Below are 26,928 nucleotides of genomic sequence, written 5' to 3' on the forward strand. Positions count from 1 at the left end.
CCTGACCAATAACTGGAAACTATTCTAGTCATGAGAAAATCTGACCTCATCAAAGAAGTAATGTCACGCGCAAAACTCCGGGAGCGTGATGCGACGCGCGGCGTTGAAGCGATTTTGGAGGTCATCGCGCGTGAGGTCAGCAGCGGTAAAATCATTCGTATACGCGGTCTGGGTAGTTTGCAGTTAAAAGACAAACGTCGCGGTTTTACGCCCCCTTCGCCAAACCGGCGCGCATCCAAGCCCATACCTGAAGGCAAAGTTGTTATAATCAAACCGAGCAGGAAAGCCATTGAAAATTTAAACCCGGAGCTGTTCCTGTCGGAACCATCCGAACCCGTTAAGCTCAATACGTTCAAGAGTGAGAATCAGGACGAGCAAAAGCTTACAAATCCCGAAATCAAAATTGGAGGCAAGAAAGCAATGTCAAAAGAAAAAGAGAATGAACATGCCGGCACCGAAGAAGTAACCAGCGAAGGTGGGGCGCTGGGGCTGGATATTGGCACCAGCCGTTTGGTGCTGGCTGGTGGCGCAATTGATAAAATCAAAACGCAAACCCAGCTAAATGCTTTTATCACCGTCCCGCATTCAAAATTTACGGAAAATATTTTAAAGCAAAACAAAATCACTTATTACTTGAACGGCAGCAATTCGATTCAGGTTTACGGCAATGAAGCCGGACGTTTTGCCAACGTCTTTAACATCGAAGTCCGCCGTCCGATGATGTCCGGCACCCTCAATCCGAATGAAGAACAGGCAATGCCGGTTATTCAGGAAATCATCAAACAACTTTTAAAAGGCAAAGGCAAAGGTGAAACCCTGCGCTTTAGCGTGCCCGGCCCGGGGCGCGACGGCAGCGCGGCGGCAGACCTGGTCTATCACGAAGCCATGTTGAAAAAGGTGCTCGATGAAATGGGCTATGTGTCAAAAGGCGTAAACGAAGGCATGGCAGTGGTGTTTGCCGAACTTGAAAAAGAGAACTTCACGGGCATCGGCATCAGTTGCGGCGGCGGCATGTGCAACGTGGCGCTCGCGTTTATGTCGATTCCGGTGATGACTTTCAGCATCGGCAAAGCCGGAGATTACATCGACCGCAGCGCCTCATCTGTAACCGGCGATGTGGCAACGAGAATTCGCATGATTAAAGAAGAGGGTCTGGATTTATCGCGCCCTGCCGAAAACAAATACGAAAACGCCCTGCATATCTATTATGAAGACGTGGTGCTTTCCTTAGTTGAATCGGTGCGCAGCGCGCTTTCGGAAACCAAAAATATGCCGGCGATGGAAAAAGCCATTCCCATCGTGCTTGCGGGCGGCACGGCTGCGCCCAAAGGTTTTCTGGAAAGGTTCCAGAAGGCGGTCGAACAGGATAAATTCCCGCTGCCGATTTCAGAAATTCGCATGGCAAAAGACCCGCTGACAACCACCGCGCGCGGATGTCTGATTGCCGCGCTCTATGACGCTTAATCAGTAGCCGGTGGTCAGTAGCCGGTAGCCAGAACAGATTAACGACGCTCTCGCACTCTATTGCTGAAAAAAATTAAATCAGCGTTTAAAGAGAGCAAACCATATAACCGAATACCAGCTACCGGCTACCGACCACCGACCACCGGCTACCGGCTACTGCTTGCCTGCCAATTTGACACTGCCCGCTTCAATGATAGAATAAACTTGCCTCGGTAAATCGAACCACTGCCAATGATCTGGAGAGAGTTATGAAAATCTGTACCGCCTGCAATGAACTTTTTAATGAAGAATTCAATTTCTGCGAACTCTGTGGCGCGCAACTCGGTATCGCGCCGGCGTCCCCAGTGGTCGAAACCGCTATGGTTACGCCGCGCCGGAAAGTGGATTGGTCAATGCTCGGCATTGGACTGGTGGCGCTGGCGATTCTCATCACCGTCGCTTCGATTTTCTTTGCTCCGAAATCTCGCATCGCGCCGTCCAACAGCACGACACCTTCGGTTGCCGTAGTGCCTCCGGCTCCGCTTGTCGAAGAATCGACCGCTCAGCCTGCGGTTGCCGAAACACCCGCAGTAAGCGAAGAAGCAACCACTGAAGCGGAAGCCGAGGCTGCCAGGAAGAAAGAAGAAAAGGAAAAGGCAGAAAAAGAGAAAGCCGAAAAAGATAAGGAAAAGGGCGATAAATCCGACGCCAGTACGAACGATGGCGCTAATCCCAAAGCGCCTTCCGGCGACAATGAAGCCAACCCCAAAGCAGCAAAAGCCGCCGTTCAACCGGTGAATCCCAAACCGGCTCCAAAGGCTGAATCCGCAGCCGCCGAACCCAAAGAAAAACCTGAAGAAGAAAAGCCGCGCACCACCACTGCCCAACCGGAACCCAAAGAAGCGAAAAAACCTGTAGCTGAAAATAAAGACCCGCAGAAGGATGCGGATGCCAAGAAGAAAGAAGAGAAAAAGAAAAAGGGCGGATTCTTTGGCGTATTCAAGAAAATTTTCGGCAAAGGCAATTAATCTGCCGACAAGGCAGACTTGATGATTGACCTTGCGATTATAATGGCGTTGGACGGTAGCCGGAATTATGGACTTCAGATTATGGCTCAGGCGTAGAGAAAAGAAGATCGAGCAACCCTATGTTGCCGCTTTCGCCGAAGCTGTGGTGAAAGAAATGACCGCAGCGGATTTGAATGAGTGCTGGAAACTTGATCAGGAATGTTTCTATGACAGCGAGGCTTACGATAGAGAAACCCTGCGCTATCTGCTCTCTCATAACAAATCTTCGTGTTATAAAGTCACCCTTGCCGCCAATCACATGGTCGCCTTCATCATCGGCATGATTGAACCTGACAATACCGGTCATATTGTGGCGCTGGGCGTCAGTCCCGTTCATCGCCGTCGCGGTTATGCTGAACAACTGATGGATGCGGTTGAAAACAGTTTCACACATCAAGGCATCAATGCGGTTCGTCTGGAAGTGCGCACCTCAAATCAGGCGGCGCAACGACTGTATTTGAAACTCGGTTATAAAATCCTTCGTCATATGCCGAAATATTATTCCAGCGGCGATGATGGGTATTTAATGATTAAAAATTTCTAAAGCGATTTTTGCTGACTGAACTCCCCTCTGCTTTTATTAAACTTCGCCAGATTGATTCATGGAATTTTCAGAAATCAACGCTTCATCAACTCCCCTGGTCAGTGTGGTTATTCCGACCTATAACAGCGCCGCGTTTTTGAGCGAAGCCATCACCAGCGTGCTCAATCAAACCTATCGCCCGGTTGAAATCATCGTCATTGATGACGGGTCTACGGATAACACCGAAACCGTCGCGGCAACTTTCAAAGAAGCGATTCGCTATAGCAAAAAAGCCAACGGGGGTCCGTCGGCAGCGCGCAACGTCGGCATACGTCATTCAAGCGGCGAGTTTATCGCCTTTTTAGACGCAGATGATCTTTGGCTTCCCGATAAACTGGAACTGCAAATCGCGCATTTTAACGAGCATCCCGAATATGGGGTGGTGTTCACAGGCTCTCAGCGATTTAATGAATCAGGGGTTTTAGACAGCAATATCCGAGCGGGGCGTGACATACCAACCGGCATGATTTTTGACAAAATTCTGTTGGAACATTTCATCGCCATGCCGTCGGTGATGGTGCGTCGCCGCTGTCTGGACGAGGTCGGATTGTTTGATGAAGGATTAATCGGCAACGAAGATTTCAATTTCTATTTGCGGCTGGCGAAAAAATATCCCTTCGGGTTTGTCAATAAAATCCTCGTACACATTCGCTGTCACGATAAAAACCTTTCCGACAATCTGGAACAGATGTGCAACGATGAGATTAAAAATCTCGAAAAAATCGCCGCCCTGTTTCCCGACGAACCAATTCCCAAACGCAGGCTCGCGGGCAACATCTATGCGCGATTCGGGCGCTATTATTTCAGTCAACAGCGATTCGCAGAAGCCCGCCGGTGTTTCAGGCAAGCCTTTCGTCATTGGCCCTGGCAAGCGGGCAGCCTGCCGTTTTTCCTGATTGCCGCCTTGCCCGACCGCCTGCGCCACCGCGTGCTCTCGCTCAACAAATCGTTAAAAAAATCTGTCAGGTGAGGTCACGGGTTATTGAGAAACCCGATGAACCAATCAATGCTCGACCGCTACACCGACTGGTTTGCAATTTACTGAGTTGAACAGGCGGTCAAAGACTGCTCTCTCAACAGAGGCTGAGTAAGCTCTTTTGCAAACCGCTATAGCTGATGAGTTCCTTATTTCAATCAGGCAGAAAGGCGATGATTCTGAGTGGTCCGCCGCTGCCGCCTTTGATCTTTATTGGCAGGGCAATGATCTGAGCGCCAAGTGCAGGCACTTTGTCGAGGTTTGCCACATTTTCAAAAGCAGGGATATTGTGCCCCATCAACGTGACATGACTTGCGAAGGTTTGCGACTGCCCGTAATCAATACTCGCCGTATCTATGCCGATGGCGCTGATTTTTCGATTAGTGACCAGCCAGGTCGCGGCTTCCGGGTGCAACCCCGGAAAATGGAGTTGCGCTACGCCTTCGGCGCCTCTTGTGGCGGTTCCCAGATATTTCACGCGATCAGGCCAATACTGCCCATATCCGGTTTGCAACAGCACGATGCTGCCATCCGGGATTTTTCCGTTGCGGGCTTCCCAGGCAGTAAAATCTTCAACGCTGATTTGATAATCGCGATTGGCATTGGTTGGTTGCGAAACATCAATCTTGATGGCTGCGCCAATCAACTGGGTCAAGGGAAGTTGATCGACAGTTTTACGCCCCTCGGCAAAATGGATGGGCGCGTCAATGTGGGTGCCTCCATGTTCAGCGGCACAGAACTGATAGGCTGAGTAGTAATAGCCCTTTTCGGTTACGCCGGCTGCGACCGTATCCAGTTTGAACGGTTCGGCTGTCGGCCAGTAGATAGTTTCGGCAGATAAATCATAGGACAAATCAAGCCACTGACCTGTGGGAAAGGAATTGCGTTTGGCGCAACCGGTTATCAAACAACACAGCCCGACACACAGCAAGATTTTGGTTCGTTTCATTTCCGCTCCTCTCCTTTGCTGGTTAATCAGAGGTGAGCTTAACGGTCGCCGCTCGACCGAGCAAGCCAGATGGGTCTACGTCCGGTTTAAAATTATTCACCGCCGGATTGGCAGTCACGTCCAAACGAATTGTCGGCATACCTTACAATTTGCAATCGCTTGCAGCGGCACTGACGTTGTCATTATCTCTGCCTGTTGAGCGGGATTCATCAGTTGGCCAGTTGATCAAGCAAAAATTGCCCGACCAGATTTAGGCGGGCAAGTATTGCTTATCTGCTTAACTCTAATCACGGGTTTCGCCACCTAAATTTAAGGACAACTCATCAAAACCCTGTTATCAGGCTTAACGCAGGTATTTGTTGAAAAAATCAAGGGTGCGCGTCCACGCCAGTTTCGCCGACTCCGCGTCATAACGCGGCGTCGTGTCGTTATGGAAGCCGTGCTGTTTGCCTTCGTACATATAAACCGTGTACATCTTGTTATTGGCTTTGAGCGCCGTTTCATAAGCCGCGATGCCGGCGTTGACGCCCTGGTCATTGCCCGCGTAATGCAGCAGGAGCGGCGCAGAAATCTTGGGCACATCATCTGCGCCGGCTTGGCGACCATAGAACGCCGCCCCGGCATTCAAGTCAGCGCCGAGCCGCACTGCCAGTTGATTAACCATCCCGCCACCAAAACAGAAGCCGACCGCGCCGAGTTTACCCGTGGAATCGGGACGCCCTTTGAGCCATTTGGCAGCCGCTACGAAATCTTCGGTCATCTTCTTTCCATCCACAGTGCGAAAGGCAGCAGCGCCTTTCTCATCGCTGCCCGGATAGCCGCCAACCGACGTCAAGCCATCGGGCGCAAATGCGATGAAATTGGCGAGCGCCAGACGCCGCGCAACATCTTCGATATAAGGATTGAGTCCGCGGTTTTCATGAATAACCAGGACAACCGGCAATTTCCCATTTTTTACAGGACGCGCCAGATAGCCTCTAATCGCGCCGTTTCCGGCGGGCGAGGGTACATTTTCGTATGCCGTTTTGATGCGCTTGTCATCCAGTGGCACCTGCTGTGCCCAGGCGTAGTTCGGCTTCAGGCTCTCAAAAATCGCCATCGCGGTCAACCCGCCGGTCGCGAACTTGCCAAGCCGGTCAAGAAAGGCACGACGGTCAATGTCGCCGTGCTGGTATTCGTGAAACAGGTCTAATAATTCTTGTGAATAATCGGTTGCTTGCTTTCGTTTCATTTTTCTCTCCTTGGCGCGCATTTTATAATCGGAGAGAAATTCTATCCAGTAAAATGCTGTGAAAGCCTTCATCGAATGATGAGCAGGAATTACTTATGCAATGCTTCACCAACAAGTCACCCGAAGCCATAGAGATGAATTTTTAATCCCCCTACCATTCGCTGCGGTTGTCAGGTAAACTCGTCCGGTAATCGGCTCTGGTGATGGTAGTCAGGATTTCGCATTCCATACCGGAACGAAATATAAATGAGTTCTCAGATGAACAGGCAAGAATATCCGCCACTTCCCTTTTCTGTTCGTTGGGTTTGAAAGCTTATGGCATCACACTCGTCTCACAATGTCACGCAACTCCTGGTCGCCTGGAACGACGGAGACGAATCGGCGCTCGAACAATTAGTACCCAAAGTCCATGCTGAATTGCACAAACTCGCCAGACGATATATGGGACAAGAGCGCGCCGGTCATGTCTTGCAACCGACGGCGCTCGTCAATGAAGCTTACAAACGCCTGATCGACTGGAAAAATGTTGAGTGGCAAAACCGCGCCCATTTTTTCAGTGTTGCCGCCCAATTGATGCGTCGTATCCTGGTTGATTTTGCGCGCCAACGCCCGCGTTTTGCAGGGCGCACAGCGGCTCACGTTTCGCTCGATGAAGCCCTCACCGTAAGCGCCAACCGCAGCGCAGACCTGGTGGCGCTCGATGATGCGCTCAACGGTTTAGCCGAAATCGACGAGCGCAAAAGCCGCATTGTTGAAATGCGCTTTTTTGGCGGACTCAGCAACGAAGAGATTGCCGAAGTTCTCGACATCTCAACCATCACCGTCATCCGCGAATGGAACAAAGCCAAGGCTTGGCTGTATCGCGAATTGAGTAAATAGGAACCGGGAGTCAGGATTCAGGAGTCAGGACTTAGGATAACGATGAAGTAGGAACGCTGAACGATGAACACGGTGAAATTCTTTTTGTTCATACTTCATCGTTCCTACTTCATACTTTCTTCTTCCTGAATCCTAATTCCTAACCTCTCATCTTATGGACGCTGAACGCTGGGCAAAAATCGATCAACTGCTTGAGCAGGCGATGGAATGCGCGCCGGAAACCCGCGCAGACTTTCTTGCCGCTGCCTGCGCAGGTGATGAGGAATTGCAGCGCGAAGTTGAGTCGCTGCTTGACGCACACTCCCATTCCGCATCTTTCCTGAGCACCCCGGCGCTCAGTGTGGCGGCGCAATATTTGATTGATGAAAAACCGGAATCGCTGATTGGGCAACAACTCGGCGCGTATCACATCATTTCGGTGCTGGGCTTTGGCGGCATGGGCGAAGTTTATTTAGCTCGCGATGAACGCTTGAAACGCAAACTGGCGCTCAAATTATTGCCGCAACAATTCACCCGCGAACCGGAGCGCGTGCGCCGCTTTGAACGCGAAGCCCGCGCCGCCTCGGCTTTGAATCATCCCAACATCATCACCATTTATGAGATTGGCGAGATGGCTGGAACCTACTTCATCGCCGCCGAATATGTTGAAGGTCAGACGCTTCGCCAACTGATTGAACGTGGCGCGCTCAGAGTCAAAGACACTCTGGAGATTTGCTCACAGATTGCTGACGCGCTGGTTGCCGCGCACGAAGCCGGGCTGGTTCATCGCGACATCAAACCGGAAAATGTCATCGCGCGCCCGGATGGTTATGTCAAAGTTTTGGATTTCGGATTGGTGAAATTAACCGAGCGCGTTTCACTCGAACAAAAGCCCAATCCGAGTGACCCGCACAAAACCAATCCCGGCACCGTGCTTGGCACCGTGGCTTATATGTCGCCCGAACAGGCTGCCGGTCTTGATGTTGACCATCGCAGCGACCTCTTCAGCCTTGGCGTATTGATGTATGAATTGCTCGCTGGCGTGGTGCCTTTCAAAGGCGTTACGACTGCGTCCATTCTCGATGCCATTATCCATCATCAACCGCCCGCGCTTGCCAGTGTAAAAAAAGACATCAACAGCGAACTCGAACGCATCGTCAACCGCGCGCTCGAAAAAGACCGCGACCTGCGCTTTCAAACTGCCAATGATTTTTGCGCTGAGTTGAAACGTTTGCAGCGTGAACTTGATTCGGCGGCAATCAAGTCTACGGATGTCGCTACGAAATCAACAACCGTTCAATCATCAGGCGTGGTGTTGACCAGACCGATGCTTGCGTTGGCAGGGGTAATCTTTATTTTGGTGGCGCTGCTTTTCGTCTGGGTGTTTACCGGAGCGAAACCGAATGAACCTTCGCCGTGGCTGGCGGCGCGTTCGACGCAGGTAACCGACTTTCCCCATGAAGAATTTTTTCCGAGCCTTTCACCCGACGGCAACACCATCGTTTATGGGCGGCGCACGGCAAATGGTTGGGACATCTTCAGGCAACGGGTGGGCGGCTTCAATGTGCAGAACCTGACTGAAAATTTTTCAGGCGATGACACGCAACCGGCATTTTCGCCAAATGGCGAATACATCGCTTTTCGCTCGGAACGCGATGGTGGCGGCGTCTTTGTGATGGGGGCGTCGGGCGAATCGGTCAGACGATTATCCGATAGAGGTCCGGCTTTTCATCCCGCCTGGTCGCCTGACAGTCAGGAAGTAATTTTCACCGAGGAGCGATTCCGCGACCCGCGCGAACGCCAGGTTTCACCTCATCGTTTGTGGGCAGTTAATCTGAAATCCCTTGAAAAACGCCTGATTTCGACAAACGATGTCGTGCAACCCCAATGGTCGCCCAATGGTCACCGGTTGGCTTACTGGGCATCGGACGAAAGCAGCCAACGCGACATCTGGACGATGACGCCGAAAGGTGAAAGCGCCGTGCGGGTTACCAACGATGCGGCGACCGACTGGAATCCCATCTGGTCGCCCGATGGCAAACAGTTGTATTTCGTCAGCGACCGTTCGGGCGGCATGCAATTATGGCGGGTCGCGATTGATGAAGCGACAGGACGTGCGCTAGCTGAGCCGGAACTGGTGCCGACCCCTTCAGCCTTCAGCCAGCACATCAGCCTTTCACGCGACGGCAAACGCCTGGCTTTCGTCAATGTCAGTCTCAAACGCAATCTCTACCGCGTCGAAATCGACGCTCAGCGCGAAAAGATTAGCGGTCAACCCAGGGCATTGACTTTGGGGTCGCGACAAGGAATGGATTTGGATATTTCGCCGGATGGGACGCGCCTCGTCTACACCACCGTAGTCGATAATCACGAAGACCTGGTGTTACTAAACAGTGATGGCAACGGTGAACCGCAACTCCTGACCGATGATGAATACAAAGATCGCGGGCCGCGATGGTCGCCCGATGGCAAGCGACTGGCTTTTTATTCAACCCGCAGCGGCAACTTTGAAATCTGGCTCATCAACGCCGACGGCACCGGTCTTCGCCGCTTGACCGAATCAAATAATGAGAAAGCTTTCAACCCCCTGTGGTCGCCTGATGGTCGGCAGGTCAGTTTCACCAACCCCAAAGGCGAGACTCGCATCATCGAAGCGGACAAGACCTGGAGCGAACAGACGCCGCAACTCCTCAATCCGAAACGCGACCCGCCGTTGCAATTCTGGCCGGTTGTCTGGTCATCGGACGGCAGCAAATTGCTCGGCGGCAGTAACCTCGAAGGGCAATCTCTGGTTCCGGCTGTCTATTCCTTTGCAACCGGCGAGGTGGAAAAGCTCAGTGATGTGGGCGGCGTTTCCATGGCATGGTTACAGGATAACCGCCGGGCGCTGTTCATTATCGATGGTACAGTCTTCATCACCGACACCGTGACGAAAAAGCACCGTCCGTTATTTTCAAGCCCACCCGACAGGATCATCGGTTTCCGGCTCTCACGCGACAACCGTTGGCTTTACTATATTCTGGAATCGGTCGAAGCCGACATCTGGTTGCTGCTGCATCAATGATTCAACGTTTCACTACCCGTTCCGGCACATCCGAGACATTTTCTTTCAACTGCCGCAAGGGTTCAAAGATATATTCAATCAACGAGCGATTGCCGATGACGATTTCCGCTTTGCCGCTCATGCCTGCCGCAAGCGGTCGCGATTGACCCTGTACGAACACTTCACTCTCGGTGATTTCAACGTGCGCTTTGAATGACGCGCCGCCCTGGGCTTCAACGCTGGTTGGGCTAAGCCACGCCACACGCCCATACCGCACGCCGAAGCGTTGATAAGGAAACGCATCATATTTCAACTTCACGCCCTGACCGGTTTGCAATTTGCCGACTCCAGCTTCCGGGATTTTCAATTCCGCCTGCAAAGTTTCTCTGGCGTCAACCAGTTCAGCCACGATTTCGCCTTCGTGCAAAACCGCGCCGCCACCCTTTACGTGCAGTCGCACAATGGTTCCGGCACACGGGGCAGTCAAGCGGATTTCATTGCCGTCGCTTCCTGCAAGTCCCGCCCGCAAAGCCGCGACGCGAATTTCGCCGGTGGTTGTCGCTTCTTTATAGCTGCGCTCTACCTCTTTAAATTCAGCGCGACGAGCCGCGCTTTCGAGTTTCAACTTTTCAATTGCCGCGCGCGTCTCTTGCTGTTCAGCAATGAGCTTTTCAAGTTCGGCTTGAAGACTGGTGACTTCAAGTTGCCGCCCAGTCCATTGGGCGCGACTGGCGATGCCCTGTTTGTAAAGTTTCTCGAAACTTTCTGCCATCTGTTTCAACAATTCCAACTGCTGGCGTTTGAGGGCAATCAGTCCTTCGAGGTGTTCGATGCGACCAGTGAGTTTGCGTATCTCCTGTTCATCGGCAAGCTGCCCGGCAGTGAATCTGGACTTCGCGTTGGTGAAACTTTCGCCCGCTCCCGCAAGCTGAGTTTGCATGGTCATGAGTTCTGCCGCGCGGTCGCCTGCGGATTCCGATTTAAGCGTCGCAATCACCTCGCCTTGATTGACGGTTTGCCCTTCGCTCACGAACACCTGATTGACGATGCCCTGCCGCGTGGCTTTGATGGGGTCGGTTCCTCGCATCGGCACCAGCACGAAATCCGCGGTTACGGTTTCGGGCAGTTTGATAACTACCGAGGCGACAGCCGCAATCAAAACAATGGCGATGATTGCGTAACTCAGTCCCCGCGCTACCCAGTGCGGCGGCGCAAACGCGAGAAATGCTTGAGCCATGCGAGGTTGGTTATTTGCCGTAGCTAAATTTGCAGCCATAATAAATCCCCTTTCTCAATGAACCGGGCTGTGAAGTTTCTCCTCTGAAGAAATTTGCTGTCCAGGGAGTAGCCTGCCGCATTGCCAGCGTTTATTTAGCGACGGGGGTTGAACTAAAAAGGTTTCCCATCAAGGCACCTTCGTGCCTTGCCAGTTCTCCGGCTCTGGTCGCCTCGGCTTGTTCATCGGTCAACGGCAAATCGGTCAGTGATTCTTTCGCTTGGGTTTCACAATGGTTTTGTAAATTCATTATCGGTATCTCCTGGTGATTAAAAGTTGGTTGTAATTAAACGTTTACTGAAATTCACGGATTGAGCGTTTGCGTGGTAACTTGAAAGACCAGAAACCTATGAAGGCTGCTGATTACTTACCTGAACTTTGATATGCAACTCTCTGATTTCGAGTGGCCCGCCTTTCACGTCCATTGCCTGTGTGGGGTTGACGGTCATATCTTCAATCAAAGCTTGTTGATGATTGGCGTCACGATGGTCTTGATGGGTCATCAGACTGGTCTCCATTTCTGCATGGATTAAGGCGCGGCTTTAATCCGAGTATGAATGCAGCGCCAAGCCAATTTGCTTGAGATTATTTTGGCAAGTCGGGCCACCTTTGACATCGTCTCTGGTTTCCAGGTCGGTCAAAATATTTTCCTGTTCATTTGTGCGGTTTTCGGCAACCGGCAAACGGTTTAGATTTGTAATCGTTTGATTTTTCATGTTTCTCCTGTGGTTAATGAATTTTGTTTGTGGCGCAGGCTGCTTTGGTGAGTCGCTCTATCAGCAGCCCGCGCGGGTGAACCGGCTAGCGAATTTTTTGCACGGCAGGCAGGAGTTGTCCAATGAGCACTCCGCCCTTGACCTGCGCCGGAGTTTCGCCGTCAACCGTCAGGTCAACCAGAGTTTCAGCCTTTGAATGGTCTTCGCCCTCGAATTGTTCACGGCTTTCGGTTGTTTCAATCTGCTGTTTCATTTCACTCTCCTTTTACAATGGTTTGATTTTGCGCCAGACTTCGCGCTCTAAAATTGTCAGCGCAATGTTTAACTTCGCGGCGAGACGCCATCGACTCTTGCCCAGGCAAGCACGGTAACCCCGTGACCGCCTTTGATGTCGTCTGATTTCTCATCAGTCAGTTTCAAATCGTCGAGCGCAGTTGCGTCTTCGATTTCGATTAAATTTTGTGGTTGGTTGTTGGTTTTTATCATCGGTTCCTCCTATTGATAAGCTTGTTAAATAGAGTTGTAGCGTTGAATCGTCAGGCTGAGGCTTACTCAATCCATTTTTCATGACCGCTACTGGTTACAGAGCCATCAACGCCTTCAACTCTCAAATAGATGGGTCCGCCTTTCACGACTTCGGCGTCGGCTTGAGTGACGGTCAAATCTTCAACCAGAGTTTGTTGATTGTGCGCTTCACCTTTATTTTGCTGATTCATCTCGTTCGTCTCCTTGTTCATCAAAATTTTCTTTATCTCTTGAGCGCCTTAATCGCGCTCAACTGTTCAGGCGCAGCGCGCAGCCAAAAACTATCACCGTAAAATATTTTTTTTCGATGATAGTTTTTAAGCCTGCCTTTCGCCTGTACTCATGAAGGTATAGGGAAGTTGTATGACGCTATTCAGCATCGCAAATCGCAATTTCGGCTGGGATGAAATCCGTATCGCCGCAACGGTCTGGAATGAATGGCAATCATTTTTTGAACAGACGCGGCAAGCGCTTGCCTGTTTATGTCAAGCAGAAAAGCGTCATCAATTGCCACAGGCTTTTGATTTACGCGAAGCCGCTCAGGCATTCCGCTATGCGCATAATTTGATTAGCGCCGAAGAGACCAACATCTGGCTGCGCCGGTGGCACATGACCGTTGAAGACTGGATGAACTGTTTGCGTAGCGAGTGTTTGCGAAAGCGTTTTGCCGGACAACTTGATGAACTCGTCGCCGCGCATCCTGTCAGCGATGAAGCGGTAGCCGGGGTCATCAAACATTACGCGATTTGCACAGACAATTTGCGACACTGGGCTTTCAAACTGGCAGGGCGGGCAGCGGTGGCGGCAAGCGCCAATCAATTTTTTACCATCGAATCGCCGGACAATTTGATTGCCTACATCGAAACGGAATTTGCGCGACAGCAAAAACAAGCGGTCACTCCGAAATTGATTGAAAGCAAAATCGCCAATCACCGCCTGGACTGGGTGCGCTTCGATTGTCGTTATCTGTGGTTTGCCGAAGAACGGGTGGCGCGTGAAGCCGCCTGGTGCGTGAGCGAAGATGGCATGACCTTGGATGAGGTCGCACACGATGCCCACAATCAAATCAAACCATGGACGGTTTACGCGGATGAAATCGACCTGAAAGTTCGCCCTTACTTTCTTGCGGCGCGACAGGGCGATTTGCTGGGCCCGCTGAACATCTGGCAAGGCTTCCCGCTCTTTTCTCTTTTAAATAAGCAACTGCCCGCAGCCGATGACTCACAAGTCCACGCCCGCGCCGAACAGGCAATTATTGCCAACTTCACAGAACAGGCAATGCGTGAACGTGTGCAGTGGCTAGCCTGATGAACCGCAGAATCATTGCGGAAAGCAGCAGGAGATAACCGATTCATGAAATCCTGATGATTGGTTTTGGAGATCAACATGACCGACAAACAAACTGCGCTCGAAGAATTACCGATGATGAAGTCGCTGCCGCCGGAATTGAAAAAGCTGGTGATGGATTGTTTCGTGCCGGCGCATTTCACCTTTGGCGGCGACATCGTCACCGAAGGTGAAGCAACCGATGCCGTCTATGTTCTGGCAGAAGGACGGGCGCGAATGGTTAAGCGCGCCGCCAACGGCGAAGAGATTCCTTTGAACGTGTTGAAACCCGGCGAAACTTTTGGGGCAACCGGATTGCTCGACCCCGCCAGTATCGGCAAACGCACCACCACGGTGCGCGCCAGCAGCGATGTGCAGGCATACAAACTCGACCCGGCATTGTTTCAGGCGTTACTCGCCAATCATCCCGAAATCAAAAACTACATCGAACTGGAACAACGTCCGCGCCAGTTGGCGAATTTCATCAAGCTTTATACGGTGTTTGCGAAATTGCCTGCCGATGCCTTGAAACTCCTGGCGCTTGAAGCCGAAACCTGCACGCTGGCAGCAAACGAAATCATCGTTCGCCAGGGTGATGCGAGCGGGCCAATGTTCATCGTCGAAGAAGGTCGCTTGCGCGTCTGGGAACAAACCGACGCCCAACCGCGCAATATGGCGTTTCTGCGCAAAGGCGATCTCTTCGGCGAACTCTCCATTGCCCGAAATCAACCGCGCCGCGCCAGCGTCGAAGCCTTGACGCCCTGTCGTTTGCTCAAGATTAACGAAACCACCTTTGGCAAACTTTACGCCAGGTTTCCCGAATTCAGAAATCAGATTGAAGACCGCATCGCCCGTTACGCTTACAAGAAAACCGCGCGCTTGCCGCTCGATTTCGCCGACGAAATTCTGCCTGCCAATGCCGTCCCAACCGAACAAGTCAGCCCCCGTCAATTGGACGAGCGGCGAACGGCTGCGCAACTTGGACCCTTTGCCACCGAAGACGGTCATTTCGTCAAAGCTCGCAAACCCATCGCGCGTTTCCAGCATATCCGACAGATTGATGAAATGGATTGCGGCGCGGCAAGTCTGGCGATGATCTGCCGCCATTTTGGTCGAAAAGTTTCGCTGACGCGCATTCGTCAGGTGGTTCACACCTCGACCGATGGCACCAGTTTGCGCGGGCTTTGTCAGGGAGCCGAAGCCCTGGGTTTAGCGGCGCGTTCCGTCAAAGCCTCGAAAAACCATGTCGGGCAGATGCCGCTTCCGGCAATCATTCATTGGGAAAATTACCATTGGGTGGCGCTCTTTGACGTCAACGATAAACACGCCTGGATTGCCGACCCGGCAACCGACATCCGGCGCATCCCCCGTCAGGAACTCGATGAAAAATGGAATGGCTACGCGGCGCTCTTTGATTACACCGAAGCTTTTGAACAAGCGCCGGAAACCCGGACGAGTTTCGGTTGGTTGCTGCCGTTTTTAAAACCTTTCGCCAACCTCTTCGCCAAAGCCTTTGGCTTGGCAATCATCGTCAGCGCCTTGCAAATGCTCTTGCCGGTGTTTACGCAGGTCATTGTCGATAGCGTTCTGGTCGAGCGCGACGCATCGTTGCTGGCGATGATGATTGGCGCGATGCTCGTGGTGCTCGCCTTCATGATTATCGCGATGCTCGTGCAACGCTACCTGCTCAGTTTCGTAGCGGTGCGCGTCGATTCCCTGTCGCTGGATTTCATCACCCGGCGACTGCTCGCCCTGCCCATCAGCTTTTTCGCGGCGCGCAAGACCGGCGATATTCAGCGGCGCATTCTCGGCGTCCGACAGGTGCGCGAATTTCTCGTGCAGAACGGCGTCAATGGACTCACTGCCATCGCCCAGATTGGCGGCGCGGTGACCTTAATGTTTCTCTATAGCCCGGTGCTTGCCGTTGTCTTTCTCGCGGTTGCGCCGCTATACGCAGGCTTGATGAAATTTTCGAGCAAACGCTTGAAGCCGATGTTCGATGAACTGGAAGCGGCTTATGGCAAATACGCTTCGCACCAGATTGACGCCATTAAAGGCATCGAAACCGTGAAGGCTCTGGGCGCGGAAAGCGCCCTGCGCGAAAAGATGCTTGATCAGTTTCACGCTTTGGCAAATCAACAATTCAAATCGAATTTTCTGCTCATGAGTTACGAAGGCGCGGTGCAGACGGTCGGCTTTCTATCACTTGCCTTGTTTCTATTTGTCGGCGCGCATCAGGTGATGAACGGCGAGATGACCATTGGCGCGATGGTGGCGTTCAATTCACTGGTCGCGATGGCGAATGTGCCAATTTTGACCATGCTTTCGATGTGGGACAACTGGCAACTGGCGACGGTGCTGCTCAACCGCCTGAATGACATCTTCGAGTCAGAACCGGAGCAAGGTTACGACCACTCGCATCTGAAACCTGTGAGCACGCTCGAAGGGCGTGTGCAGTTGCAAAACGTCAGTTTTCAATATGGCGGCGCGGATTCGCCGAAAATTCTGGAAGATATTTCCATAGATATTCCGGCGGGTAAAACCGTTGCCATTGTCGGACGCAGCGGTTCAGGCAAAACCACTCTGGTCAAAGTTCTCGCCGGAATGCTCGAACCGAGCGCAGGCGCAATCTATTTTGATCGGGTCGAGCAAAAGAAACTGCATTATCGCGACCTGCGCCGCCACATCGGTTTTGTGTTGCAGGAAAATTATTTATTCGATGACACCATCGCCAGAAACATCGCGTTCGGTGAAGAAGAAGCAGACCCTGAGCGCATCACTTGGGCGGCGAAAGTCGCAAACGCCCACGAGTTCATCGAACGATTGCCGCTTGCCTATGATACGCGCATCGGTGAAACCGGCATCGCGCTTTCGGGCGGTCAACGTCAGCGCATCGCCATCGCGCGAGCCGTGTACAATAAACCGCCGATTCTGATTTTCGATGAAGCGACGAGCGCCCTCGATACGGAATCAGAAAAAGCTGTCAAAGAGAACATGGCGCAATTATTAAAGGGACGAACCTCATTCATCATCGCCCATCGGTTGAGTACGATTCGCGATGCCGACCTGATTCTGGTTATCGAAAAAGGCAGACTCGTTGAGCAGGGAACCCACGAAGCCTTAATCGAGCGCCAGGGGCTTTATTATTACCTCAGCAGCCAGCAACTCGACCTGTAAAAATTATTGACCGGTTTTTGAAAACCGGCAGTGAGGTATCAGTGGGGTTCAGCGAATCGAAAAAAATCTTTATGGTGTCGGATGCGCCGTCGCTTTGAAATCGAAAGGTGAAAGCCGTTAGAGCAAGCGGTGAGTGGATATTTGGCAAGTGGTGAGGCAGTCAATTTTTTCTAGCGATTACATCCCGAATCTCAATCAATAATTTGGAAGCGTTAAAAGGTTTTTGAATGAAATTCACACTCTCTTCAAGCACGCCGTGACGCGCAATCACATCATCGGTGTAGCCTGAAATATAGATGACTTTGAGAGCCGGCATAAATTGGGTCATTTGCAGGAACAGTTCTTTACCATTCATTTCAGGGATAATCACATCGGTTAATAAGAGGTCTAATTTCCCTTGAAGCGATTTAGCCATTTCAATGGCTGTTTGCGGGCTTGAGGTAGCGTAGACCTCATATCCGTGGTCTTTCAGCAGCATCTCGATCAATTCACGAACGGCGTTTTCATCTTCGACGACAAGAATAGTTCCCTTCCCGGATAAACTGGCAATCTCCGATTTCTTTTTCACAGGTTCTGCTTGCCCTTCCAAAAATCGCTCTCCCCGGAAATCCTGGGTGTAGCGACCATCCTCCACAGGTTCCGTTTGAGTCCAAGCCGGAAGATAAATATTAAAAACCGTTCCTACGCCGGGTTCGCTGTAAACCCGAATATCGCCATTATGTTGTTTCACAATTCCAAATACGGTTGATAGCCCAAGCCCTGTGCCTTTGCCGGATTCTTTCGTGGTATAGAAAGGCTCGAAAATTCGCTGTTGAGTCGCTTCATCCATGCCATGACCGGTATCACTGATGCTCAACAATACATAATCGCCGGGTTGCATGCCGACAGCCAGCGCCTGTTCGTTAAGCGCGACATTGGTGGTTTCGATCATCAGATTGCCGCCATCCGGCATGGCATCTCGCGCATTGACGGCGAGGTTCATCAACACCTGTTCGAGTTGCGTTTTGTCTGCCTTCACAGGGTATAAATGGGGCGACAATCGCGTTTGAAAAGCGATATCTTCTCCGATTAAGCGATTCAACATTTTTGCGAAATCGCTAATCACCTCATTGAGATTGAGGGTCTCCAACTGCATGATCTGTTTACGGCTGAACGCGAGAATTTGTCTGACCAGTTTGGCAGCGCGGTCTGCGGCGGTGAGAACGTGCCGCAGGTTCAAAAGTTGGTAACTATCCTTGGGTAATTCTTTGGCGAGCAATTCGGAATACCCGATAATCGGCACCAGCGCATTATTCAAATCATGGGCGATGCCTCCGGCAAGGCGACCGATGGATTCCAGTTTTTGCGCCTGATAGAGTTCGCTCTGTACTTGTTTCAAATTCACTTCAGTCTGTTTGCGTTGAGTAATGTCACGCGATGAACCGATGATTTCAATTTCTCCGTCATCGTTGCGGGTGATCGTACCGGTTACTTCGACCCAGACAATCGAACCATTCTTATGAATTTGTTGAACCTCATAGAGTTCAGAAGCATCATCTTTTCCGAATTGCAAAAACTGCTTGACCCTTGCCGATAAACTCGACTTCACATCCTCCCACGAAGCGGCTGCCAGGTAGTGATTAATCGGTTGAGCAATGATTTCGTTCACCGTATAGCCGATTAAGCGCTCTACGGATGGGCTGACATACTTGTATTTCATGTTTATCGGGTCGAGCACCCAGACCACATCCGCCATGTTTTCGGCAAGCAGACGATAGAGTTTTTCTCTTCTCTCCAAATCTTTCTCCACCCGCTTGCGCTCGGTAATGTCCTGTTTGATGGCGATGAAATGTTCGATTTCATGTTTGCCGTTTTGCACCGGCGTGATGGTCATCTCTTCATAGTAAAGCGCCCCGTCTTTGCGACGATTAACAATTTCGCCGCGCCAAGTCTTGCCATCGAGAATGCTGCGCCAGAGATTTTCATAGAATTCTTTTGGATGTTCGCCGGATTTCAAGACGCTGGGTTTATTGCCAATCACCTCTTCGGAGGCATAACCCGTGAGATTAGCAAACGCCGCATTGACCCACTCGACAACGCCATCGCGATTGGTAATAACTATCGCATTGGCTGCCGCCTCAAGCGCCGCGCTTTGTAGTTTGAGTTGATCGGAAGTCTTTTTTTGCTCGGTGATATCTGAAGCCATAACCAGAACCGCTTTTCGTTGATTGAATTCGAGTAGATGAGAGGTAACTTCAATGGTGATGACTGAACCATCCTTCAAACAATGTCGCCATTCTCCTGAGTGCCGCAATTCCCCGCGCGGTTTAGCTAAATAATTGAGAAATGCCGGAATATCTTCGCTCGGGCGAATATCTTTAATCGTCATTGCGAGAAATTCCTCCCGCGTGTAACCGTATTTTTCGATGGCAGCTTGATTGACCTCAAGAAAGGCGAGGGTTTCCAAATCATAGACCCACATACACAAGGGATTATTGAAAAATATTTGTTGAAACGAGGCTTCGGCTTGCTTTTTTTGTTCTTCCGCCAATTTGGATTGGGTTTTGTCAAACGATATTCCGATAATCTGTTGCACCCGTCCATCAGGGGTTCGCTGAAAAACACTTTCTTTAATCTGCAACCAGTGCCAGGTGCCGTCGGCATGGCGCAAGCGGAGTTCCTGCTCGAGCACTTGAGCGTCTGCGACATCGTCCCACCGTGAAATCATTTCATTGATGCGGACAATATCATCGGGATGCATTAACTTCTCTATGAAATGGTCGCCCAGGTCCCAAATTTCTTCCGGGCAATAGCCGAGGTCTGCATAAACCTGCCGGTTGACATAAATATTTCGTCGCTCGATGAGGTCTAATACATAAATCACCACGGGGGCGGTAGTGAGAATTTTCTCAAAGCATGCGGAAATGCGATTCATTGCCACTAAGAGTTCACTATCGGTCATATCTATCCTTTAGCGGGTAGGTCGATATTGGATTGATGACGCATAAACCTATTCAATAGGATGTTAAACTGGTCTTCAGGTCATAGGTTGAAGGCTTGTTTCCCGCATAACGAAACCTTTTCTTAACTGAAACCGAACAAAGCCGGACTGAGGATTATTCCCCAAAGGAAAAGTCAAAAGGGGGAAGAACCACAATGAGCAAGCCTGATGCCATAGCAAATTGCTATAGAAGAAGCAAATCCTGCCCATTCAGGCTTAAAATTACTGGATTTTTCCGGGATTTTAAAAATTCTCGGATGGCATATTTTTTGCCGGACAGTTAAACCGGCGAACCTCATTTCCGGGCAATCATCACAGGCAAAAAGGAAAGTTCTATGGCATCAGATAATTTGACGACGCTTTATGCTCCGGCAGAAAGAGCCTCTGCTGACACCATTCAAAAACAGAAAGATTATTTCATCAATCTGCCATTTTTAAGACGCTTTCTCGATACCATCCCAGAAGTCGTCGTCGTGCTCAATAAAGAACGCCAAATCGTTTACGCCAACAAAAACGTCGCCTGTTTGATGGATGAAGACCACAAAGACGCTTTGTTTGGCAAACGACCGGGTGAAGCCTTGAACTGCATACACGCTTTTGAATCCCAAGGCGGTTGCGGAACCACGGAATTTTGTCGCAATTGTGGCGCGGTCAATGCCATTTTAAAGAGTAAAAATCAAGAATATGTTACCGAAGAATGTCGGATTATTAATACCAGCGGTGAACCGCTAGACCTGCGTGTGGTGGCTTCGCCGCTCAAATTGGCAAACCAGGATTTTACGATTTTCTACGCCGAAGACATCAGCCATGAGAAAAGGCGGCAGGCGCTTGAACGAATCTTTTTCCATGACCTGATCAATACTGCCGGAGGCATTCTGGGACTAACCGATTTATTAAAAGACTCGCCTACTGAGGAAACCGAAGAACTGTGTTCAATGATTCAGATGGTAGCCAGAGATTTGGTTGAAGAGATTAAAACGCAAAGGGATTTGAAAGCTGCCGAAGACAATAATCTCACGGTTAATCTGACGACCTTTAGCACCCAGGAATTGTTACAGGATTTATTGAACACCTACAGTAACCATGTGGTTGCCCAAGATCGCGCCTTACGCATTGATGCCTACGCCGAAGAGATGCTCATGACTTCGGATAAGGTACTACTGCGGCGGGTGATTGGCAACCTGGTGAAAAATGCCTTAGAGGCTACCGAAAGCGGTGACTGTGTGACCATAGGGGTAGAGTGTAAAGGCGAAGAGTTGGAATTTTGGGTACATAATCCGAGCTTCATTCCGCGCAATGTGCAGTTGCAACTCTTTCAACGTTCATTTTCGACGAAAGGTGTGGGCAGGGGTCTGGGCACCTACAGCGTCAAGCTTTTAAGTGAACGTTACCTGCATGGCAATGTCGCTTTTGAAACCTCGGTTGAATCAGGAACCAGGTTTAAAGCCCGCTTCCCGGTTTCGCTGAGGGAATGAAATATTGCGTCCGGTTAAGATTGAGGACTTACACAAAGGATGTACAGCAGGCGATCTGGTCTGCTGTTGCAGGATCGACCTTAACGACTTTGAAGATAGTATTGACAGGATTTTGACCGAGTAAGATACTGGAATTCCCTTCTTCTACTGAACAGGTTAAACCCAAAAAGCCAATCCCCTCCTATGCCTGACCTCAGCTTGAAATTTTTCCATAGGTTTATTTCATTTACCGGAATGCCAATGGGAAAGGGATGTTGAAACAGTGTCGGTTTATCAAAAGATATTCAAATATGCGCCGATTGGCATTGCCTTTGTGGGTGCGGATTTCAAATTACTCAAAGTCAATCCCATGCTTTGCCAAATTCTCGGTTATGATGAAGCGGAACTTTTAGGTAAAACCTTTGTCGATATTACCCACCGCGAAGACATCGACAAGGATGTCAATTTAATTACCCAATTATTTCGCGGCGAGATTTCCAGTTATCGCATTGAAAAACGCTATATCACCAAAGACCAACGCATCATCTGGGGCAATCTGACCGCAACGCTTTTTCATAATCAAGACGGGACCATACAAGCGCTCAAATTAGTCGAAGACATCACGGAACGTAAACATACCGAAGAAGCTTTGAAAATCAGTGAGCAGCGCTTCCGTTTATTCATGGAGATGGCTGCCGATGGCATTATGATATTTGATCAAGCAGGCAATATTTTGATGGCGAACACCAAAGCCCGTGAGTTGCTCGGATACAATGAAGAAGAAGTTCTTCAATTAAATCTTCAAGCCATCGTGGCTCCCGAAGATTTGCAAAGGCAACCCATCCGTTATGCGCAGATGCAACGGGGCGAAACCATTCAGGATGAACGCCTGCTTATCAGAAAAGACGGCAGTCAGTTGACCGTTGATGTCAGCGCCAAATTCCTTCCCGATATGGGTTTTCAGGTCATCTTTCGCGACGTCAGTCAGCGAAAAGCCCACGAAGCCGACATGAAAGAATTAATCGAGAATTTGGAAAAGGCACTGGCAAACGTCAGAACCCTGGAGGATTTATTGCCCATTTGTTCAGTCTGTAAAAAAATCCGCAACGATGATGGCTACTGGCAACAAATAGAATCTTATATTACCGAACAAACGGGCACACATTTTAGCCATGCGATTTGTCGGGATTGCGCCAAAGAGTTGTATCCTGATTATTATGACCGGATGTTTGCACATGAAAAAATGACCGTCAGTGGTTAATGCCCCGGTTGTTGATTAGCTGATCGCTGGAATGCGCAAACAGCGACCCAGCCATAAAATTTATATCAATCGTCGGGTAGGGACGTTTGAAAGGAGTAGTTATGTTATTCAAAATATCCCTTCTTGAATCTAAAAACCTGCTTTACGTCGGGTTGACCGGCAACCTCACCGTCGCCGATTTAATGAACCTGCGCAAAATGGTGTTGAATTTTCCGGGCTATGTTCGCTCATTGAATACCTTATTGGATTTGCGGTTTATCGAGGGCTTGAGGTTAACCGCTTTCGAGATTCGCTATCTGGCGGATACGGCTATATCGAATCCGGGGACGCAATGCGCCATCGTCACCGATAACCAGTTAGCCTTCGCCAATGGGCGAATGTATAGCGCCTTTAGCGAATCGAAAAAGCGAGAGGTCAGAGTTTTCCGGTTGCTGGAAAGTGCCTGCCAATGGCTCCACCTATGTGAAAAAGATTTAGACCTGATCCATCCATTAACCGATCATTCGGCAGATGGAGAACGGCTCACTCAAAGCATTGAAACCGGCGGTGTCCATCGCTCCAATACGGTGCGGAGTTGTTCGATATTGACGGGTTTGGAAATATAGTCATCCATTCCGGCTGCTTTGCATTTTTCCCGGTCGCCTTCCAGGGCGCTTGCGGTCATCGCAATAATCGGAATATGCGCAAACCCGTCTTCGCGGCGGCGGATTTCTGCGGTTGCTTCGTAACCATCCATCTCCGGCATCTGGCAATCCATTAAAATCACATCGAAATTTTCTTCAACCGTTTCCAGAGTTTTGATGGCTGCCAAGCCATTGCCGACAACCACCGCGCTATATCCCAGACGTTTCAATTGTTGCAGGGTCACTTTCTGATTCACCAGATTATCTTCGGCTAAAAGAATGCGGGTATTTCTTGGCAATTGACCTTCTGCCAAGCTGTGACGGGTGATCAGCGCCGACGGCGTATTTTCCCGGACTGCCGGAACCAGCAGGGTGTTGGTCACGGTCATCAGGCAATCAAACAGTTGAGATTGGCGAATGGGTTTAGTGAGGTAAGCGGCGATTCCCGTGTGTCTCGCCCGTTGGGCATTGCCGCGCTCTCCCTGATTGGTCAGTAAGATGATTTGGGTTTTGGCGATGGTCTTATCCGCTTTGATTTGACGGGCGAGTTCAAAGGCGCGCTCTTCATGTAAATGAAAATTGATAATCATGATGTCGATAGGATGCCCTTCTCTCACGCGGGTTTTCAGTATCTTCATGCCCGTATCCTCATCAATGGCGGTTTCGATGATGGTTTTCCATCCTGCCATTTGCTCAAGGAGAATATGTTGACTGGTCTCTGAATCGTCAATTATCAAGATAGAGATGCCTTCCAGGTGTGATGATGGCACAACGAGTTCAAAGCCTTTTTCCGCCTGCTTATCCAGTGGCGCAGTGAACCAAAATGTTGACCCCGGTCGGGATTGATTTTCGACGCCGATTTCGCCACCCATCAATTCAACCAGTTGTTTCGATATTGCCAAGCCCAATCCCGTTCCCCCATAACGTCGTGTGGCTGAGCCATCGGCTTGCACAAAGGGTTGAAACAGTCTTTTGAGAGCAGTCTCGGAAATTCCGATTCCGGTATCGCTCACTAAAAATCGCAACACCACCTGCGCGGGGGTTTCGCTTTCCAGCCTGACCCGAATCGTCACTTCGCCTTTTTCGGTGAATTTAATCGCATTACCGATGAGATTGGTTAAGACCTGGCGCAGTCTTCCGGCATCTCCGTGCAGGCTGGTCGGAACCTCATTGTAAATCAGGGCAGCCAGTTCGAGACCTTTTTCCTGCGCGCGCCCGGCAAGTAAAGCGATAGTTGATTCCACCAGATGGCGTAAATCAAAATCAAATTTCTCGATTAATAGTTTGCCCGCTTCAATTTTTGAAAAATCGAGAATGTCATTAATAATCGTCAATAACGAGTCGGCGCTGGCTTGAATGGTTTCCGTAAAATCGCGTTGTTCGGCATTCAACGGGGTATCCAACAAGAGGTTCGTCATGCCGATTACGCCGTTCATGGGCGTGCGGATTTCGTGACTCATATTGGCTAAGAATTCTGATTTCAAGCGCGCCGACTCCATCGCCAGATCGCGCGCCTGATGTAACTCCGCCTCCAATTGTTTGCGCTCGGTGATGTCCTGGGCGGTGCCGATAATCAGTTTCGGTTTACCTGAAGCATTGCGTTTAAAGACGACTTCGCGCGCCCATACCCAACGCCACTCCCCCCAGCCGTTTTTGCTGCGCACTTCGTATTCCACGACTTCCCCATCGGCTTTTTCCAGAAAGTCTCGCCAATGCCGGATAAAGCCCGGCAAATCTTCCGGGTGAATCACTGTGGCAAACAGGTTCTTACTCATCGCTTCAATTTGCGCGAAGGTGAACCCCATGAAGTCGAAAAATTGTCGATTGGAATAGGTATAAACCAGGCGTTCAAGATCAAAAAGGTAGATGATGCTGGTCGAATGTTCCGTAATACTTTCAATGAAGCGTTTACTTTCGCGCAGTTCCTTTTCGATTTTTTTGAGCGCCGAAATATCGCGTGATGCGCCAACGATTCCGGTTACTTTTCCGTCTTCATCAAAGATTGGCGCTTTGGTGGTCATCACCCAGGCTTCGGTTTGATCAAAAAAAGTTTCCTTTTCAACTTTATCAATAATCGGAATGCCGGTTCTGACAATTTCCTGTTCGTCTTCGTAAGCTTCACAGGCATGTTCATTGGAAAAGAAATCGAAGTCGGTTTTGCCGATAGCTTCTTCAGGCGAAGTGATGCCTCGCAGGTGAACATGTTTACTCACCCGCGTAAAGCGACTCCGCGTGTCTTTGAAATAAATGGCATCCGGTAAATTATCCAGCAAGGATTGCAACATCCGGCTCTCTTGTTGAGCAAGGGCTTCGGCTTTGAGGCGTTCGGTCAAATCAATCGCCTTGCCGCCGACAAACAGCTTGCCGTTTCGATCTCTAAAGGGAAATTTGAAACTAAGCCAGCGATGCGGAGCGCCATCCGCCGTAGGCACATCCTCGATGACCTCAAGCATTTTACCTGTGGACAATACCTGAAGATCATTTTGCCGCAATTGCTCGGCGATTTTTGCAGGCCACAGTTGGTAATCGGTTTTTCCGTAGACATTCTCAGGGCGCAAATTAAAAAGGCGTTCAAAGGGCTTATTAATAAACACCATTCGACCTTCGCTATCCTTCATAAAGGCGACCGCCGGGCTGTTATTCATAAACGCTTTAAAGCGGTCTTCACCTTCCCATAAAAATTCCAAAGCCTGTTTTCGCCTGATTACCTCACGGCGAAAAAAATAGATGGCGAATATCAGCAGAACAAAAGCAATCACCGAGCCAACCAGTAGCGTCTTCAAGGTGTATTTACCGGCAGTTTGATAATCGATAATCCGCCGGGTCAGCAGGCTCGCTTCTTCGTCTTTTATTCCTGAAATCAAATCGTGAAGATCAGCAAGTGAAATATCGGCGCTCTCAGTTAGCGCCGGCTCGCTGCCGGTTTCACCTGGTGGAAAAGATTTTCTCTCGACTTCCTGTTGAAGCAGGTTAAAGATGCGCGACACCAGAGATTCAATCTCATCCAGATGCTCCTGCTGGATTGCGTTATTCCTCATCAGAGCCGATAGCGTTTGCAGTTTTTGTTTTGTGGAATCAATCGCCTGATGAAAATGCTCAAGGTCAGGCTTCCGGTTGCTTAACAGATAATTTCGTTGACCAGAGATTAGCATGGCGACTTCATTATCGAACGCATCAATGTCGTCGATGACCCGATAAGAATGGCTCATCCATTTTTCAGCTTCTCCTAAAGCCACAATCGCTCGATAAGCAATCCCTCCGATACTCATTAAGACCATCAATGTAACCGAACACAAGAGGGTAACTTTATGGGTTTGAATCCACCTCAAGGGAATCATCCTTCGTTGGTCTGTTGGCGGAGGGAAATGATAGCAAGGCTAACCGAACGGAAGTTTAAACAACCGTAGTATGAGGGTCATCCCGGTGAAATGCCAGAGTTT

The 26,928-nt window shown here is 50.2% G+C and carries 22 protein-coding genes; 11 read left to right on the forward strand and 11 right to left on the reverse strand.

Annotation, left to right across the window (positions count from 1 at the left end; all coding sequences use genetic code 11):
- Positions 1-30 precede the first annotated feature (30 nt).
- From AB1757_07260 to AB1757_07275, 4 genes are all read left to right on the forward strand, one after another.
- Positions 31-1,464: an HU family DNA-binding protein gene (locus tag AB1757_07260; protein MEW6126821.1), complete on the forward strand. Its 1,434-nt coding sequence runs from the start codon at positions 31-33 to the stop codon at positions 1,462-1,464.
- Between the two features lie 248 nt (positions 1,465-1,712).
- On the forward strand, positions 1,713-2,471 hold the full coding sequence (locus AB1757_07265) for a hypothetical protein (GenBank protein ID MEW6126822.1): 759 nt from the start codon (positions 1,713-1,715) through the stop codon (positions 2,469-2,471).
- 67 nt (positions 2,472-2,538) lie between these two features.
- The gene (rimI, locus tag AB1757_07270) at positions 2,539-3,054 is read left to right on the forward strand and encodes a ribosomal protein S18-alanine N-acetyltransferase (protein ID MEW6126823.1); all 516 of its coding nucleotides are present in this window, start codon (positions 2,539-2,541) and stop codon (positions 3,052-3,054) included.
- 58 nt (positions 3,055-3,112) lie between these two features.
- Positions 3,113-4,063 carry a glycosyltransferase gene (locus tag AB1757_07275; protein MEW6126824.1) on the forward strand — a complete coding sequence of 317 codons (951 nt, stop codon included), beginning with the start codon at positions 3,113-3,115 and terminating at the stop codon, positions 4,061-4,063.
- A 160-nt stretch (positions 4,064-4,223) separates the two neighbouring features.
- Here AB1757_07275 and AB1757_07280 read toward each other — a convergent pair whose 3' ends face one another.
- Together AB1757_07280 and AB1757_07285 are read right to left on the reverse strand one after the other, a co-directional pair.
- Positions 4,224-5,018 carry a cyclase family protein gene (locus AB1757_07280; GenBank protein ID MEW6126825.1) on the reverse strand — a complete coding sequence of 265 codons (795 nt, stop codon included), beginning with the start codon at positions 5,016-5,018 and terminating at the stop codon, positions 4,224-4,226.
- Between the two features lie 343 nt (positions 5,019-5,361).
- A complete protein-coding gene (locus AB1757_07285; GenBank protein MEW6126826.1) occupies positions 5,362-6,249 on the reverse strand; it encodes a dienelactone hydrolase family protein in 888 nt (295 codons plus the stop codon).
- Between the two features lie 315 nt (positions 6,250-6,564).
- Between AB1757_07285 and AB1757_07290 the strand changes: the two genes are divergently transcribed.
- Both AB1757_07290 and AB1757_07295 read left to right on the forward strand, forming a co-directional pair.
- Complete coding sequence (locus tag AB1757_07290; GenBank protein MEW6126827.1) at positions 6,565-7,128, forward strand: sigma-70 family RNA polymerase sigma factor; 564 nt, start codon at positions 6,565-6,567, stop codon at positions 7,126-7,128.
- A gap of 154 nt (positions 7,129-7,282) precedes the next feature.
- Positions 7,283-10,171: a protein kinase gene (locus AB1757_07295; protein MEW6126828.1), complete on the forward strand. Its 2,889-nt coding sequence runs from the start codon at positions 7,283-7,285 to the stop codon at positions 10,169-10,171.
- A 1-nt stretch (position 10,172) separates the two neighbouring features.
- Here AB1757_07295 and AB1757_07300 read toward each other — a convergent pair whose 3' ends face one another.
- The 7 genes from AB1757_07300 to AB1757_07330 form a co-directional block, all read right to left on the reverse strand.
- On the reverse strand, positions 10,173-11,426 hold the full coding sequence (locus AB1757_07300; GenBank protein ID MEW6126829.1) for an HlyD family efflux transporter periplasmic adaptor subunit: 1,254 nt from the start codon (positions 11,424-11,426) through the stop codon (positions 10,173-10,175).
- Positions 11,427-11,517: 91 nt separating this feature from the next.
- Positions 11,518-11,676, reverse strand: a complete 159-nt coding sequence (locus AB1757_07305; protein ID MEW6126830.1) for a hypothetical protein — start codon at positions 11,674-11,676, stop codon at positions 11,518-11,520.
- Positions 11,677-11,773: 97 nt separating this feature from the next.
- Positions 11,774-11,929, reverse strand: coding sequence for a hypothetical protein (locus AB1757_07310; GenBank protein ID MEW6126831.1), 156 nt, complete (start codon positions 11,927-11,929; stop codon positions 11,774-11,776).
- A 39-nt stretch (positions 11,930-11,968) separates the two neighbouring features.
- Complete coding sequence (locus tag AB1757_07315) at positions 11,969-12,142, reverse strand: DUF1559 domain-containing protein (GenBank protein ID MEW6126832.1); 174 nt, start codon at positions 12,140-12,142, stop codon at positions 11,969-11,971.
- Between the two features lie 85 nt (positions 12,143-12,227).
- Positions 12,228-12,395 (reverse strand): hypothetical protein, encoded by a 168-nt coding sequence (locus AB1757_07320; GenBank protein MEW6126833.1) that lies wholly within the window; start codon positions 12,393-12,395, stop codon positions 12,228-12,230.
- A gap of 68 nt (positions 12,396-12,463) precedes the next feature.
- On the reverse strand, positions 12,464-12,628 hold the full coding sequence (locus AB1757_07325; protein MEW6126834.1) for a hypothetical protein: 165 nt from the start codon (positions 12,626-12,628) through the stop codon (positions 12,464-12,466).
- A 62-nt stretch (positions 12,629-12,690) separates the two neighbouring features.
- Entirely contained in the window at positions 12,691-12,858 is a 168-nt protein-coding gene (locus AB1757_07330; GenBank protein ID MEW6126835.1) for a hypothetical protein, read from the reverse strand.
- A 172-nt stretch (positions 12,859-13,030) separates the two neighbouring features.
- On the opposite strand from AB1757_07330, the gene AB1757_07335 reads away from it, so the two are divergent.
- On the forward strand, positions 13,031-13,975 hold the full coding sequence (locus AB1757_07335) for a hypothetical protein (GenBank protein ID MEW6126836.1): 945 nt from the start codon (positions 13,031-13,033) through the stop codon (positions 13,973-13,975).
- A gap of 78 nt (positions 13,976-14,053) precedes the next feature.
- Positions 14,054-17,170 (forward strand): peptidase domain-containing ABC transporter, encoded by a 3,117-nt coding sequence (locus AB1757_07340; protein ID MEW6126837.1) that lies wholly within the window; start codon positions 14,054-14,056, stop codon positions 17,168-17,170.
- Positions 17,171-17,330: 160 nt separating this feature from the next.
- On the opposite strand, the gene AB1757_07345 is transcribed toward AB1757_07340, so the two are convergent.
- Positions 17,331-20,111, reverse strand: coding sequence for a PAS domain S-box protein (locus AB1757_07345; GenBank protein ID MEW6126838.1), 2,781 nt, complete (start codon positions 20,109-20,111; stop codon positions 17,331-17,333).
- A gap of 374 nt (positions 20,112-20,485) precedes the next feature.
- Between AB1757_07345 and AB1757_07350 the strand changes: the two genes are divergently transcribed.
- The 3 genes from AB1757_07350 to AB1757_07360 all read left to right on the forward strand — a co-directional run bounded on the left by AB1757_07350 (position 20,486) and on the right by AB1757_07360 (position 23,470).
- Positions 20,486-21,625, forward strand: coding sequence for a HAMP domain-containing sensor histidine kinase (locus AB1757_07350; GenBank protein ID MEW6126839.1), 1,140 nt, complete (start codon positions 20,486-20,488; stop codon positions 21,623-21,625).
- A gap of 262 nt (positions 21,626-21,887) precedes the next feature.
- The gene (locus AB1757_07355; protein MEW6126840.1) at positions 21,888-22,865 is read left to right on the forward strand and encodes a PAS domain S-box protein; all 978 of its coding nucleotides are present in this window, start codon (positions 21,888-21,890) and stop codon (positions 22,863-22,865) included.
- A 101-nt stretch (positions 22,866-22,966) separates the two neighbouring features.
- Complete coding sequence (locus AB1757_07360; GenBank protein ID MEW6126841.1) at positions 22,967-23,470, forward strand: STAS/SEC14 domain-containing protein; 504 nt, start codon at positions 22,967-22,969, stop codon at positions 23,468-23,470.
- On the opposite strand, the gene AB1757_07365 is transcribed toward AB1757_07360, so the two are convergent.
- Entirely contained in the window at positions 23,392-26,757 is a 3,366-nt protein-coding gene (locus tag AB1757_07365) for a PAS domain-containing protein (GenBank protein MEW6126842.1), read from the reverse strand. The genes AB1757_07360 and AB1757_07365 overlap by 79 nt on opposite strands.
- Positions 26,758-26,928 lie beyond the last annotated feature (171 nt).

The sequence above is a fragment of the Acidobacteriota bacterium genome (assembly GCA_040754075.1).
Classification (GTDB): domain Bacteria; phylum Acidobacteriota; class Blastocatellia; order UBA7656; family UBA7656; genus JBFMDH01.